The sequence below is a fragment of the Nocardia sp. NPDC052254 genome, assembly GCF_040679495.1.
Lineage (GTDB): Bacteria > Actinomycetota > Actinomycetes > Mycobacteriales > Mycobacteriaceae > Nocardia.
The window spans coordinates 104,581-117,704 of the sequence record NZ_JBFAUW010000008.1; the positions used below are offsets into that span (position 1 = coordinate 104,581).

Here is a 13,124-nt window from a genome sequence, read left to right on the forward strand (position 1 = left end):
CCGCTGCCGGTCAGAGGCGGCTGGTGCCGGCGTCCGGTGCCGTCCGATCGCGGTGCCACAGGCGCCGCCACCACCCTCGCCGCGCTCGATGGCCGCCCGGTTGCCGTGTGGTGGAGGTGGTTTCGCCGCGCCGACGGGCGGGTGCGGATGTGCGCCGGATCGCGCGCCAGCTGTCGAGAACCTCGTCGGTGTGCACCGGGGCCACCCGGACCTGGGGTCCGTGCGGCATCCGGATCCATTCCACGATGCGGGCATTGAGATCGGCGACGTAGGCGCGGACCTCGGCCTCGGAGTTCATCGCGGCCACGGTGTCGGGTAGTCGTTCCAGATCGCGTCGCAGCACGAGGGAGGCGGGCAGCAGGCCCTCGCCGCCGACCCCTTCGCGGCGGAGCAGATCTCGCAGCCACCAGTTCTCGTCGTACGGTTCGCCCATGCCGGGCAGCGGTTTGCCGGTACCGGCCAGATCGTCGAATTCGCCACGCTCGCTCGCCTCCCGGATCTGCTTGTCGATCCAGGACTCGAAACCCATGCCGGCCGGTTTGCGTTCGGTCATCCATGCCTCCCGAATCGTCGGCGTCGCTGTCGAGTCTAGTGGTGGGACGAAACGGACATCCCGGTTGGCGGAGCGCATGTGCGGACGTCGAATGCCGGACGCGTTTCCGGCCGATACGGGTAGTGGCTCGAAACCTGTTCGCGCGCGGACATGTTCGGGGATCGGCGAGGAAGTTGCCGCGATGTGCCGAATCCTGCTCCCGGCCGCGGGCGCCGCCCCGGCCCGCTCAGTTTGCTCGACGCTTGCTGCGGCGCGCGGGAGTATGTGGTCTGCGGGACTGTGCCCGCGGATTCCCGGGTGTGTCGGGTGCCGCAGTGGGGGCGGCGATCGGATTCGCCGCCGGGCGGCCGGTGGGCCGACGTGCTCCGGTGATCGCGATGAGCGCCGGGTCGCCGGGGCGCACGCGTGATTCGCGCGCGGGGACGCCGGCGGCGCGCAGGACGGCGGCGGCGTCGTCACCCGCGTCGGTGACGACCGTGACGACCGTGCCGGAGGCGCCCGCTCGGCCGGTGCGCCCGGAGCGGTGCAGGTAATCCTTCGCATCCGCGGCCGGGTCGGCGTGCACCACCAGGGTGATGTCGTCGACGTGGATACCGCGCGCGGCCACATCGGTGGCGACCAGCACCGGTGCGCTGCCGTCGCTGAAGGCGGCGAGGGTGCGGATCCGCTGGTTCTGGGTGAGTCCACCGTGCAGAACCACCGCGGCGACACCGGATTCACGCAGCCGCCGTGCCAGCTTGTCCGCGCCGTACTGGGTACGCGCGAACAGCAGGGTGCGGCCGGGGCGGGCGGCGATCTCGGTGATCACCGCCCGTTTGTCGGCGGCGCGCACGCGCAGCAGGTGGTGGGCGACGCTCTCGGGATGCGCCGGCGCGGGGGTGCGGCCGCCGGTATCGGCCTGTGCGCCATCGCCTTCGGCGGTCGCCGGAGTAACCGCGGCCTCGGCGCCGGCGGGTTCGCCCGGCCCGGTGCCGACATCGTGGCGGACGGGGTCGTCGAGGTAGTCGCGGACGAGCGCGTCGACGGCCTCGTCGAGCGTGGCGGAGAACAGCAGATGCCGGCAGTCGGCGGGCAACAGGTCGAGCACCGCGCGCACCTGATCGATGAAGCCGAGCTGGGCCATGTGGTCGGCCTCGTCGATCGCGACCGTCGCGACCGCGTCCAGCGCGAGCGCGCCCTGGCCGATCAGGTCGGTGAGCCGGCCCGGCGTGGCGACCAGCAGATCCACCCCGCGGCCCAGGCGATCGGCCTGCCGCTTGATCGGTATTCCGCCGACCGCCGCGGCGACCCGCAGGCCGAGGGCCACCGCCGGATCGTCGAGTGTCGCCTCGATCTGCAACGCGAGTTCGCGGGTCGGCGCCAGCACCAGTGCGCGCGGACGGCGCGGGGCCGAGGCGCCGCGCCGCAGCCGCATCAGCATCGGCAGGCCGAAGGCGAGGGTCTTGCCGGAGCCGGTGGCCGCACGGCCCAGGACATCTCGTCCGGCCACGACATCCGGAATCGTCGCCGTCTGGATGGGGAACGCGGTCTCGACACCGGCCCGCCGCAACGCCTGCACGAGTTCGACGGGAAGGCCGAGGGCGGCGAAGCCGGGGCCCTTGCGACCGGCTTCAGGCACGAAGCAGCCGGTTCAATTCGACCAGCCACGGAATCGCGACGGCGAGTGTGGGAACGACGAGAATCGCCGTGGCCGTGACATAGGCCGCGGTCGCGACGCGCAGATCACCGAGGGGTCCGGCCAGGCGCTGGATCCGGATCAGCGTGGTGGGCCCGCCGGCGGCCATGGCGCCTTGCGGCGCGGTGGAGTTCGAGCAGGTGACCAGCGCGCGGGCGAGCGGAGTCGGTCCGGTGACCTTCACCGCGGAGTCGTCGGCGAGCAGTTCGATCAGCAGTTTCACCGAATCCAGTGCGGATTTGCTGCGTACCACGCGCGGGAAGGCCTCGTGTGCGGCGGTGAACGCCTCGAGGACGAGATCGTGACGCGCCCGCAGATGGGAACGTTCGTGGCTGACGATCGCGGTGAGCTCGGTCTTCGACAGATTCGCGAAGGTTCCCTGGCTGAGCACCACCCGCCGGCGCAGACCCGGCAGGCAGTAGGCGATCGGCTCGGCGGCGGCGAGGACCCGGATGTCGGCGGCGCGGGCGACCGCCGGAGGGGATGCCGCGATCAGTTCACCGTGCGCGTCCTCGCCCTGATCGAGCAGGTCGACCAGCATGCGATGACGGGCGCGCCGCCGTCGGGTGTGCACGCCCACGCGGACCACCGCGTACATCAGTCGCGCGCCGACCAGCAGGGTGAGGGCGAAGACCACCACGTAGACCAGCCACACGGCGAGCCCGAGGGCATTGATCTCCTTGGTGGGGGAGGTGGTGGGACGGCCGTCGGGGCCCGGGACCAGCAGCAGGCTCGCGATGGCGAGGCCGGAGCCGAAGGCCGACAGCACGGCCGCCAAGGCGACGGCCTGCCACAGCACCAGTGCCGCGCGCGGTGTCCGATAGGTCCAGGTGGCTCGGCCGAGCAGCGCGGGGACCGGTCCCGCGAGAAGCAAGGCGAGACCGGCGAAGACCGGCGCTGTTGCGTTCATACTCAGCTCACTGCGTTGTGGGGGCCAGGGCCCGAGATCGCGGCGGCGGAGAACGCCGTGCAGCTATTGCGGCGGGGCGACTCCGTTGTCGTCGGACGCGGGGTTCTCGTCATCGGAGGGGTTGCGCGCGGCCTCGGTTGCTTCGAGCTTAGCGAGTGCGTCACGGAGTGCGGCAGCCTCATCCTTTCCGACCTGTTCGACGAAGTGCACCAGGGCCGCACGCCGGGAGCCGACCTCGTCGGCCTGCTGCAGCGCATCGAACATCAGACTGGCCACGAGTTCGTCGCGCGTGTGCACGGGGGCGTACCGATGTGCGCGGTCGTCGCGCTGCTGGACGACCAGATTCTTCTTCGCCAGACGTTGTAGCACCGTCATCACCGTGGTGTAGGCGAGCTCGCGGCGTGCGGCGAGGGCTTCGTGGACCTGCCGGACCGTCTGCGGTTCATCGGTCGACCACAACTGGTCCATGACCGCTTTCTCGAGTTCACCAAGACCTGCCATCCCTCAAGCTTACGGAGGCAACGACACAAATGCGTACTACAGATCGTCGTAACCGGTCGGTAGCTGTGTGGGATTTTTCATAGCCCAGGTCGGGAACTTGTTTCCAAGTCCGCCGGACGGGGTCCGCCCACCGCGCCGATGACATGACGGGCGCCGATGGGCACGATCATCGGCCGCTGTGAGACCGGATCGGTGTGCACTTCGGCCCGCAGGCCGAACACGGTGTCCAGCAACTCGGTGTCGATGACCTCACCGGGGGCTCCGGCGGCGACGATCCGGCCCTCGCGCATGACGATCAAGTGGTCGCTGTAGCGGATGGCGAGATTCAGATCGTGCAGCACCATCACCACCGTGCGGCCCAGATCCTCGTGCAGCCGGTCGACCAGGTCCAGGACCTCGAGCGAATGGGCCAGATCCAGGTAGGTGGTGGGTTCGTCGAGCAGCAGGATGTCGGTGCCCTGGGCCAGTGCCATGGAGATCCAGGCCCGCTGGCGCTGTCCGCCGGACAGTTCGTCGAGGGTGCGGTCGGCCAGATCGGAGACGCCGGTCTGGGCCAGGGCGTGGGCGACCTCGGTTTCGTCGTCGGTCGACCACTGCCGCAGCCACGACTGATGCGGATGCCGTCCGCGGGCGACCAGATCGGCCACCGTGAGCCCCTCGGGGGCGACCGGGGTCTGCGGCAGCATGCCGACGACGCGTGCCACATCGCGGGTCTTCATGGTGGCGATCGCCTTGCCGTCCAGCAGGACCCGGCCCGCGGTCGGGCGCAGCAGCCGGCCCAGTCCGCGCAGCAGCGTGGACTTACCGCAGCCGTTGGGCCCGATGATGGTGGTGACCAGGCCGGGCGCGATATCGACGCTGAGCCCGTCGACGATGACCCGCCCGCCGTAGCCGAGGGTGATGTCGTCGGCGGTGAGCCGGTGTGCGGTGTCGGTGCCGGGCCGATCGCCGGATTCGGTGCTCCGGTGCGGGGTTCGAGTGGTCACAGGGTCGCCTTCCGGTTCACGCGTATCAGCAGCAACAGCAGGAACGGGCCGCCGAAGGCGGCGGTGACCAGACCGACCGGCAGATCGACGGGCACCACGGTGCGGGCCGCGACATCGGCGGCGATGACGATCAGGGCACCGGTCAGTGCCGAGCCGATGACCGGTTCACCCGGCGTGCGCAGGATCCGGCGCGCGATCTGCGGCGCCGCCAGCCCGACGAAGGCCAGCGGCCCGACCGCGGCGGTGGCCAGCGCCGCCGCCGTCACCGCGGCACCGATCAGCAGCATCTGCTGGGTCTGGACTCGTACGCCGAGTGCGCGGGTGGTGTCGGATCCGAAGCGCATCGCCGCCAGGGTGCGGACCGATCCCGCGGCGACGACCACCACGACCGCCAGACCGGCCGCGGCGGCCCAGGTCCGGGTCCAGTCGGCACCGTTGAGCGATCCGGTGAGCCACAATTGGGCACGCGAGGCGTCGGTGAGACTCGCGCGGGTGATCAGCCAGTTGATGCCGGCCAGCAGAAAGGCGTTGACGCCGATACCGATCAGGATGAATCGCATCCCGCCGACGCCGGTGTCGCCCGCGCCGCGCCGGCCCAGTGCCAGGATGGCGATCAGCGCCGCGGTGATCAGCCCGCCGGCCAGCGCGGCGAGCGGAACGCCGAGTGCGGCAACGATTCCGGTGGCGGTCCCGCCCGCACCGACGAATACCGCGACAGCGGCGAAGCTCGCGCCCGAGGTGATTCCCAGGACGTCCGGGCTGGCGAGCGGATTGTGCAGGATGGATTGGGTGATGGCCCCGGCGATACCCAGGGCGGCCCCGGCGATCAGCGCGGTGACCGCGCGGGGCAGCCGCGACTGGGTGACGACGTAACGCTGGGAGCGGGTGCCGCCGCCGGTGAGCACGTCCACCACGCGGCCGATCGGAATGTGGTAATCGCCGACCGAGATGTCGACCGCGAACAGCACCACGATCGCGACGACGATGGCCACGAGGGTGAGCAGAACCGACATTCGCAGCACCGCAGACATACCGGCGATGCGGACGGCCGGGAGCACCCGTGCCGGCGTCGCGGTGGATGTGGTGTCGGTGCCGATATCGCCGCGGGTGTTCACAGTTCGGCCACCTTCCGCCGGCGCACCAGTGCGACGAAGCAGGGTGCCCCGACCGCCGCCAGGACGATTCCGGCCTGCAGTTCACCGGGTGGTGCGATCACCCGGCCGACGATATCGGCGAGCAGCAGCACGATCGCCCCGAGCAGTGCCGAATACGGGATCAGCCAGCGGTGATCGGGGCCGGTGATCATCCGGCCGAGATGCGGAACCATGAGTCCGAGAAAGGAAATCGGCCCGACCGCGGCGGTGGCCGCACCGGTCAGCAACACCACCGCGACGAGCCCCACCGCACGGTTGCGGGCGATGTTCACCCCCAGTCCGCGTGCCACATCCTCGCCGAGCCCGATCGCGTTCAGTCCGGGCGCGGCCACGGTCGCGAGCACGGCCCCGGCCACGATGAACGGTGCGATCTGCCCGGCCACCGAGGTCTCGTGGCCGGCCGGTGTGCCGACCACCCAGAACCGGTAGGTGTCCAGTGCCGCGGGATCGAGCAGGATCACCGCGTTGGTCAGTGCCTGTAGCAGTGCGGTGACCGCCGCGCCCGCCAGGACCAGTGTCAGCGGCGTGGATCGGCCGCTACCGGTCGCCGACGCCGCGAACACCACGACACCGGCCACCAGCGCGCCCGCGAACGCGAGCCAGATGTATTGACTCGGTTGGGTGAGCGCGAACAGGTGGATGCCCAGGGCCGCCAGGAATGCCGCACCGGCGTTGAGTCCGAGCAGGCCGGCGTCGGCGAGCGGATTGCGGGTGTAGCCCTGGATCAGCGCGCCGGCCATACCGAGTGCGGCACCGGTGAGCAGGGCCAGAATCGTTCGGGGCAGGCGCAATTCGCGCACGATCTGCGCGGCCTGGCCGTCGGCGGGGCAGGTGAACGGCAGTCCGCCCGGGCAGGTCACGGCCTGCCACACGGTGGCGGGCGACACCGATTTCGCGCCGACGGCCAGGCCGGCGACAACGGCGATCAGCAATACCCCGGCGAGGAGTGCCAGGCCGCCCGCGCGGCGGCGGGAGGTGGTAACTGGGGCGGACACGACGGCGGGTTACTCCTGGGTGACGCTTCTCATGATGGTCGGACGCTGGCTCATTAAGTCTGGTAAGCCTAACCTATCTTTCATTGTCGACCGTAATGCCGAGCGTTGAGGGGGTTCGATGTCCGAACCAGTGACGATATTCCCGGATCGCCGGGTGGAGCCGGCCTTCGAGCGGATCTGTGTGCGGCTGCGCGCGCTGCAACCAGGACACCCGCGGGTGTATGCGACGGCGGCGATGGCCGAGCAGGGTCGCCGGCGCTGGTGGCGCCTGGCCGACGGCGTCCGGGAAGGGCGCATCGAGTTGATGTACCGGCGCCATGCCGCGGAGATGATCAATCCCGATACCGCGGCCGAGGTGGTGGCCACCGCGCTGATCCATGCCGTGGTCGGCCGGGTCGTGGCGCTGGTGGTCTGTGACAACCGGGCCTGGGATCCGGGTCTCGAGAATCTCTGGGTGCACACCGACAACGACGGTGGCCTGGACTGGGCGGGATTGTCGGACACCACGATTCGCGTCGTCGCGGGTGATCCGCTGGCCGGGCGTCCGGGTGTGGTCACGCTGCCGTGCGACCGGGCGTTGGACGTCTGGCTGGCGCACCGTTGCGATGCGGCGCTGACCCTGGTGTGCGACAGCCTGTTTCGCTGTGCGGGGCTGGGACGGGCGCGCTTCTGGGGTCTGGTGGGCGAGGCGGTCGTCGGTGCCGCCACCTATGTTCCCGAACTCGCCCGGACCGGGTCCGATCGCGGCACCGAACGAGGGCAGGCGGTGCTGGCCGCACTGGCCGATCGTGGATTGCCGGTACGTCGGTCTTGCTTAGTTAGGTAAGCCTGGCCTACACTCTGAATCGGCGTCAGGATCGAGCGTGAGTCCCGAGGGCTGCGGTCGACTCCCCGATCCACTGCCCGCGGCGGGCCCTTTGTCACGGAGGGCCCGCCGCGTTGTTCTTTTCCGGCCGGCGCCGTCGAATCTGTCCGTCTCGCAGCGAGACCCATCATGGACGAGCGAATGCCCGGCCCTTCCCGCCTCCGGGAAGGGCCGGGCATTCGGCCCGCTATCGGCGCAGCGGCCTACCGGATCAGTGCGTGGCGGCGAACCCGGTGCGCAGATCGGCGAGGATGTCCTCGATCCCTTCGATACCGACGGCCAGACGCACCAGGCCAGGCGTCACACCCGCCGCGAGCTGCTCCTCGGGAGTCAGCTGTGAATGTGTGGTCGAGGCGGGGTGAATGACCAGCGAGCGCACATCGCCGATATTGGCGACGTGGCTGTGCAGGGTCAGCGCGTCGACGAACCTCTTGCCCGCGTCCACACCGCCGGCCAGTTCGAAGCCGACGATCGCGCCGGTGCCCCTGGGTGCCAGCTCCCGGCCGCGCTCGTACCACGGCGAGGACGGCAGGCCCGCGTAGAACACCGTGGTGACCTCGGGCTGCTCGGTGAGGAATTCGGCGACGGCCTGCGCGTTGGCGACGTGCCGCTCCACCCGCAGGCTCAGCGTCTCCAGGCCCTGGCCGATCAGGAAGGCGTTGAACGGTGCGACGGCCGCGCCCAGGTCGCGCAGCAACTGCACCCGGGCCTTGAGCGCGTACGCCGGAGCGCCCAGATCGGCGAACACGGCACCGTGGTAGCTGGGGTCGGGAGTGGTGAAACCGGGGAAGCGCGCATTGCCCTGTGCGTCGGTGACCGTCCAGTCGAAGGTGCCACCGTCGACGATCACGCCCGCGATGGCCGCACCGTGCCCGCCCAGGTACTTCGTCGCCGAATGTACGACGATGTCGGCGCCGTGGCGCAGTGGCTGAATCAGGTAGGGCGTCGGGACGGTGTTGTCCACGATCAACGGCACGCCCGCGTCGTGGGCGACCGCCGACAGGCCCGCCAGATCCAGGATGTGGTTCTGCGGGTTGGACACCGTCTCGCCGTAGAGCGCCTTGGTGTTCGGCCGGATCGCGGCGCGCCACTGGTCCAGATCGTCGGGATCCTCGACGAACGACACCTCGATGCCCAGCTTCGGCAGCGTGTAGTGGAACAGGTTGTAGGTGCCGCCGTAGAGCTTCGGGCTCGACACGATGTGATCACCGGCGCCGGCGATATTGAGGATCGCGAAGGTCTCCGCCGCCTGCCCCGAGGCCAGCAGCAGTGCCGCCACACCACCTTCGAGGGCGGCGATGCGCTGCTCGACCGCGTCCTGGGTGGGGTTCATGATCCGGGTGTAGATGTTGCCCGGCTCGGCCAGGCCGAACAGCGCCGCCGCGTGATCGGTGTCGCGGAAGGTGTAGGAGGTGGTCTGGTAGATCGGCAGTGCGCGGGCGTTGGTGGCGCCGTCGGGAACCTGGCCGACATGGACCTGTTTGGTCTCGAAGCTCCAGTTCTGCGCCGGGTCGGTCTGCTCGACGGAGTCGGTCATGGGTTTCAGCTCCAAAGGGTGTTCGTCGGGGATGGAATGGTCGAGCACGAGGCGGCCGGGTGGTCGCCTCGGGATGCCCGGTTCGCGGCTGCGATCAGGCGGATATTACGGAGTCCTGCGGGTCCGATATGACCAGTGTCGTCCGAACCGGGGTCTGTCCGGTGGAAATATCGAGAACCGGGCAGTGGGCATCGACGGCGGCCTGTAGTTCGGCGTAGCGCGCGGCCGACTCCGGGCCCTGGATGCGCACGTTCACGCGCACCTGCTCGAATCCGGCACGCACGGTGTCGTCGAGTCCGAAGAATCCGCGCACGTCGAGATCTCCCTCGGCGTCGATGCGCAGATCCTCGACGGTGATGCCGAGTCGCTGAGCCCAGAACCGGTAGGTCACCACCTGACAGGAGATCAGCGCCGCGAGATAGAACTCGACCGGATTGGGTGCGGTCCCCGCTCCGCCGAGCGCCGCCGGTTCGTCGACCCGGACCGTGTGGGTGCCGGCCGTGACGGCGCTGCCGACCGTGCCCTCGGGGACTCCCGCGGCGGCGAACAGAACCTGTGCCTTCGCCGCGTCGCCCGCGATCGCCCGGGCGGTGGCGTCGACGATGTCGTTGAGCGCAGTGGCCGATTCGGCTGTCATGGCCGCCACCGTAGATCCGTGACCGATCGGCGACGAGGGTTGCGCTCGCTGTGATCGCAACGCTGGACCTTCTCGGGAAATGTGTATGGCGTTCCGGTGCAACATATTTCGTCGCTGGACCGAGATGTGCTGTCCGATCGCCGGTGTGCCGCGGCGCCCGCGCCGCCACCGTGCCGTGGTGCCGCGGGTGCCGATCGGCCGCGGACACCGCCGTACCGGCCGGTACACAGGTGGTGTAAGTGTTCTTCTATGACTGAGCACGACCGGTTCGACGGTGGTTCGCTGGCCGATGTGACGCCCGAGCAGATGACCCGCTACAGCGAGGGGACCTTCTCCGATGTGATCGGGTTGAAGTACACCGAGGTCGGGCCCGATCGCGTCGCGGGTGAATGGGTGGTCTCCCCGCAGCTGCATCAACCGGCGGGCATCGTCAACGGTGGTGTGTACTGCACCGTCATCGAGACGCTGGCCAGTGTCGGCGGCGGCGTCTGGTTCGCCGATCGCGGTCATGTGGTGGGTGTGAACAACAACACCGATTTTCTGCGCGCCGTGCGCGAAGGCGTCCTGCGTGGTGTCGCCACCCCGGTGCATCGCGGCCGGTCCCAGCAGCTGTGGCAGGTCCAGATCACCGATGAGGACGATCGCCTCGTCGCGCGCGGGCAGGTGCGGCTGCAGAATCTCGCCGCGGAGGCACCGGCCAACGGTTAGGTCCGGCGCGCGCGCACAGTACGGCCGTGCCAGAATGTCGACCACGAATTCGTGCCCGGTGACGCTGTGCCGGCCCGATCATCGCGAGGAGTCGAAGTGCGCCTGTCACCGCACGAGCGGGAACGACTCATGCTCAGCTACGCGGCCGAACTGGCGCGGCGGCGGCAGGCGCGCGGGCTGAAGCTCAACCACCCCGAGGCCGTCGCGATCATCACCGACCATGTTCTCGAAGGCGCCCGGGACGGCCGCACCGTCGCGGAGCTGATGTCGTCGGGCCGCACGGTGCTCTCGCGTGACGACGTCATGTCCGGTGTCCCCGAGATGATCAGCGACGTACAGGTGGAGGCCACCTTCCCCGACGGCACGAAACTGGTCACCGTGCACCACCCGATCGGCGCGGACGTGCGCGGCGATGAGTGATACCGGCGGCTCCGGGATCGTGCCCGGGCAATATCTGCTCGCCGCGGATCCGATCGAGATCAATGCCGGCGCGGATCGGGTCGAACTCGAGGTCGTCAACACCGGCGATCGCCCGGTCCAGGTCGGCAGCCACGTGCATTTTCCGCAGGCGAACGCCGCGCTCGAATTCGACCGGGATCGCGCGCACGGCCGGCGTCTCGATATTCCCGCCGGAACCGCGGTGCGTTTCGAACCCGGCCTGCCGCAGCGCATTTCGCTGGTGCCCCTGGGCGGTAGCCGGGAGGTGTACGGCATCGGCCACGCGGCGCCGGGGCCGCTCGGGCCGGTGCGGGCCGGGAATGCTCGTGCCGAGAACGAGGAAGGGCCGGTCGGCCGATGACGGAACTCTCCCGGGCCCGGTACGCGGCGTTGTTCGGACCCACCGTCGGTGATCGGATCCGCCTGGCGGACACCGATCTCGTCGTCGAGATCACCGAGGATCGGTGTGGCGGACCGGGGCGGGCCGGAGACGAGGCCGTCTTCGGGGGCGGCAAGGTGCTGCGAGAATCGATGGGCCAGGCCCGTGCCACCCGCGCCGAAGGCACCCCCGACACCGTGATCACCGGCGCGGTGATCATCGATCACTGGGGAATCATCAAGGCCGACATCGGTATTCGCGACGGCCGGATCGCCGCGATCGGCAAGGCCGGCAATCCCGAGACCATGGACGGCGTGCACCCGGATCTGGTGATCGGCCCGTCGACCGAGATCATCGCCGGTAACGGCCGCATCCTGACCGCTGGTGCGATCGACTGCCACGTGCACTTCATCTGCCCGCAGCTGCTGGACGAGGCGCTCGGCAGCGGTATCACCACCCTGGTCGGCGGCGGCACGGGGCCGGCCGAGGGATCCAAGGCCACCACCGTGACGCCGGGTGCCTGGCATCTGGGACGCATGCTCGAGGCCACCGACGGCTGGCCGGTCAACGTCCTGCTGCTCGGCAAGGGCAACACCGTGCGGCCCGAGGCCATGTGGGAGCAATTGCGCGGCGGCGCGGGCGGTTTCAAGCTGCACGAGGACTGGGGCACCACGCCCGCGGCGATCGATGCCTGCCTCACCGTGGCCGATGCGGCCGGGGTGCAGGTGGCGTTGCATTCGGACACACTCAACGAGGCCGGATTCGTGGAGGACACCCTCGCCGCGATCGCCGGGCGCGCGATCCACTCGTATCACACCGAGGGAGCCGGCGGCGGGCACGCACCCGACATCATCACCGTCGCCGCCCATGCCAACGTGATGCCCAGTTCCACCAATCCGACCCGGCCGCACACGGTCAACACCCTCGACGAACATCTCGACATGCTGATGGTCTGCCACCATCTCAACCCGTCGATCCCGGAGGATCTGGCCTTCGCCGAGAGCCGGATCCGGCCGTCGACGATCGCGGCCGAGGATCTGCTGCACGATCTGGGCGCGATCTCGATGATCGGCTCGGATTCCCAGGCGATGGGGCGCATCGGCGAGGTGGTGATGCGGACCTGGCAGACCGCGCACATGATGAAACGCCGCCGTGGCCCGCTGCCCGGCGATGGTGGCGCCGACAATCACCGGGTGCGGCGCTACATCGCGAAATACACCATCTGCCCGGCGATCACGCACGGGATGGACCACGAGATCGGATCGGTCGAGGTCGGCAAGCTCGCCGATCTGGTGTTGTGGGAGCCCGCCTTCTTCGGGGTGCGCCCGCACGCCGTGCTCAAGGGCGGTGCGATCGCCTGGGCGGCGATGGGTGATGCCAATGCCTCGATTCCGACTCCGCAGCCGGTGCTGCCGCGGCCCATGTTCGGCGCGGCGCCGGTGGTCGCGGCCGGTACGTCGGTGCATTTCGTCTCCCCGCAAGCCGTCGAGGACGGCCTCGCCGAGCGGCTCGCCGTGCGGCGCACGCTGGTGCCGGTGGCCGACGTCCGCCGTCGCACCAAAGCGGATCTGCCTCTCAACGACGCGATGCCCCGGATCGAGGTGGAGCCGGACACCTTCACCGTGCGCATCGACGGTGAGGTGTGGGATCAGCAGCCTGCCACCGAGCTGCCGATGGCGCAGCGGTATTTCCTGTTCTGAGCTGTGCCGTCGCGGTCTCCGCGGAGGCGGCGCGCGGACGCGGGCAACGACGCTGCTGCGGCGTGAGCGCACCGGTGGCACACTGG

General features: G+C 69.8%; 14 protein-coding genes. 5 read left to right on the forward strand and 9 right to left on the reverse strand.

Annotated elements, in window-relative coordinates; translation table 11 throughout:
* Window positions 1-10: 10 nt before the first annotated feature.
* The 7 genes from AB0L57_RS20865 to AB0L57_RS20895 form a co-directional block, all read right to left on the reverse strand.
* On the reverse strand, window positions 11-553 hold the full coding sequence (locus AB0L57_RS20865) for a DUF1992 domain-containing protein (RefSeq protein WP_364964552.1): 543 nt from the start codon (window positions 551-553) through the stop codon (window positions 11-13).
* Between the two features lie 226 nt (window positions 554-779).
* Window positions 780-2,171: a DEAD/DEAH box helicase gene (locus AB0L57_RS20870; protein WP_364964554.1), complete on the reverse strand. Its 1,392-nt coding sequence runs from the start codon at window positions 2,169-2,171 to the stop codon at window positions 780-782.
* Window positions 2,164-3,138, reverse strand: coding sequence for a M56 family metallopeptidase (locus tag AB0L57_RS20875; RefSeq protein ID WP_364964557.1), 975 nt, complete (start codon window positions 3,136-3,138; stop codon window positions 2,164-2,166). Before AB0L57_RS20875 ends, AB0L57_RS20870 begins: the two co-directional genes overlap by 8 nt.
* Window positions 3,139-3,201: 63 nt before the next feature.
* Window positions 3,202-3,639, reverse strand: a complete 438-nt coding sequence (locus AB0L57_RS20880; RefSeq protein ID WP_364964559.1) for a BlaI/MecI/CopY family transcriptional regulator — start codon at window positions 3,637-3,639, stop codon at window positions 3,202-3,204.
* A 77-nt stretch (window positions 3,640-3,716) separates the two neighbouring features.
* A complete protein-coding gene (locus AB0L57_RS20885) occupies window positions 3,717-4,541 on the reverse strand; it encodes an ABC transporter ATP-binding protein (RefSeq protein WP_364965049.1) in 825 nt (274 codons plus the stop codon).
* 80 nt (window positions 4,542-4,621) lie between these two features.
* Window positions 4,622-5,656, reverse strand: coding sequence for an iron chelate uptake ABC transporter family permease subunit (locus AB0L57_RS20890; protein WP_364965052.1), 1,035 nt, complete (start codon window positions 5,654-5,656; stop codon window positions 4,622-4,624).
* Window positions 5,657-5,736: 80 nt separating this feature from the next.
* Complete coding sequence (locus AB0L57_RS20895; protein ID WP_364964561.1) at window positions 5,737-6,774, reverse strand: iron ABC transporter permease; 1,038 nt, start codon at window positions 6,772-6,774, stop codon at window positions 5,737-5,739.
* Between the two features lie 118 nt (window positions 6,775-6,892).
* Here AB0L57_RS20895 and AB0L57_RS20900 point away from each other — a divergent pair, with 118 nt between their 5' ends.
* Entirely contained in the window at window positions 6,893-7,600 is a 708-nt protein-coding gene (locus AB0L57_RS20900; RefSeq protein ID WP_364964564.1) for a hypothetical protein, read from the forward strand.
* A gap of 250 nt (window positions 7,601-7,850) precedes the next feature.
* Here AB0L57_RS20900 and AB0L57_RS20905 read toward each other — a convergent pair whose 3' ends face one another.
* Together AB0L57_RS20905 and AB0L57_RS20910 are read right to left on the reverse strand one after the other, a co-directional pair.
* On the reverse strand, window positions 7,851-9,176 hold the full coding sequence (locus tag AB0L57_RS20905) for a bifunctional o-acetylhomoserine/o-acetylserine sulfhydrylase (RefSeq protein ID WP_364964567.1): 1,326 nt from the start codon (window positions 9,174-9,176) through the stop codon (window positions 7,851-7,853).
* Between the two features lie 94 nt (window positions 9,177-9,270).
* Window positions 9,271-9,813, reverse strand: a complete 543-nt coding sequence (locus AB0L57_RS20910) for an OsmC family protein (protein ID WP_364964570.1) — start codon at window positions 9,811-9,813, stop codon at window positions 9,271-9,273.
* Window positions 9,814-10,119: 306 nt separating this feature from the next.
* Here AB0L57_RS20910 and AB0L57_RS20915 point away from each other — a divergent pair, with 306 nt between their 5' ends.
* The 4 genes from AB0L57_RS20915 (at window position 10,120) to AB0L57_RS20930 (ending at window position 13,038) form a co-directional block, all read left to right on the forward strand.
* Window positions 10,120-10,521 (forward strand): PaaI family thioesterase, encoded by a 402-nt coding sequence (locus AB0L57_RS20915; RefSeq protein ID WP_364965055.1) that lies wholly within the window; start codon window positions 10,120-10,122, stop codon window positions 10,519-10,521.
* A 96-nt stretch (window positions 10,522-10,617) separates the two neighbouring features.
* Window positions 10,618-10,941 carry an urease subunit gamma gene (locus tag AB0L57_RS20920; RefSeq protein WP_364964572.1) on the forward strand — a complete coding sequence of 108 codons (324 nt, stop codon included), beginning with the start codon at window positions 10,618-10,620 and terminating at the stop codon, window positions 10,939-10,941.
* Window positions 10,934-11,320 (forward strand): urease subunit beta, encoded by a 387-nt coding sequence (locus AB0L57_RS20925; RefSeq protein WP_364964575.1) that lies wholly within the window; start codon window positions 10,934-10,936, stop codon window positions 11,318-11,320. Before AB0L57_RS20920 ends, AB0L57_RS20925 begins: the two co-directional genes overlap by 8 nt.
* Entirely contained in the window at window positions 11,317-13,038 is a 1,722-nt protein-coding gene (locus tag AB0L57_RS20930) for an urease subunit alpha (protein WP_364964577.1), read from the forward strand. The genes AB0L57_RS20925 and AB0L57_RS20930 overlap by 4 nt, the downstream gene beginning before the upstream one ends.
* Window positions 13,039-13,124: the final 86 nt, after the last annotated feature.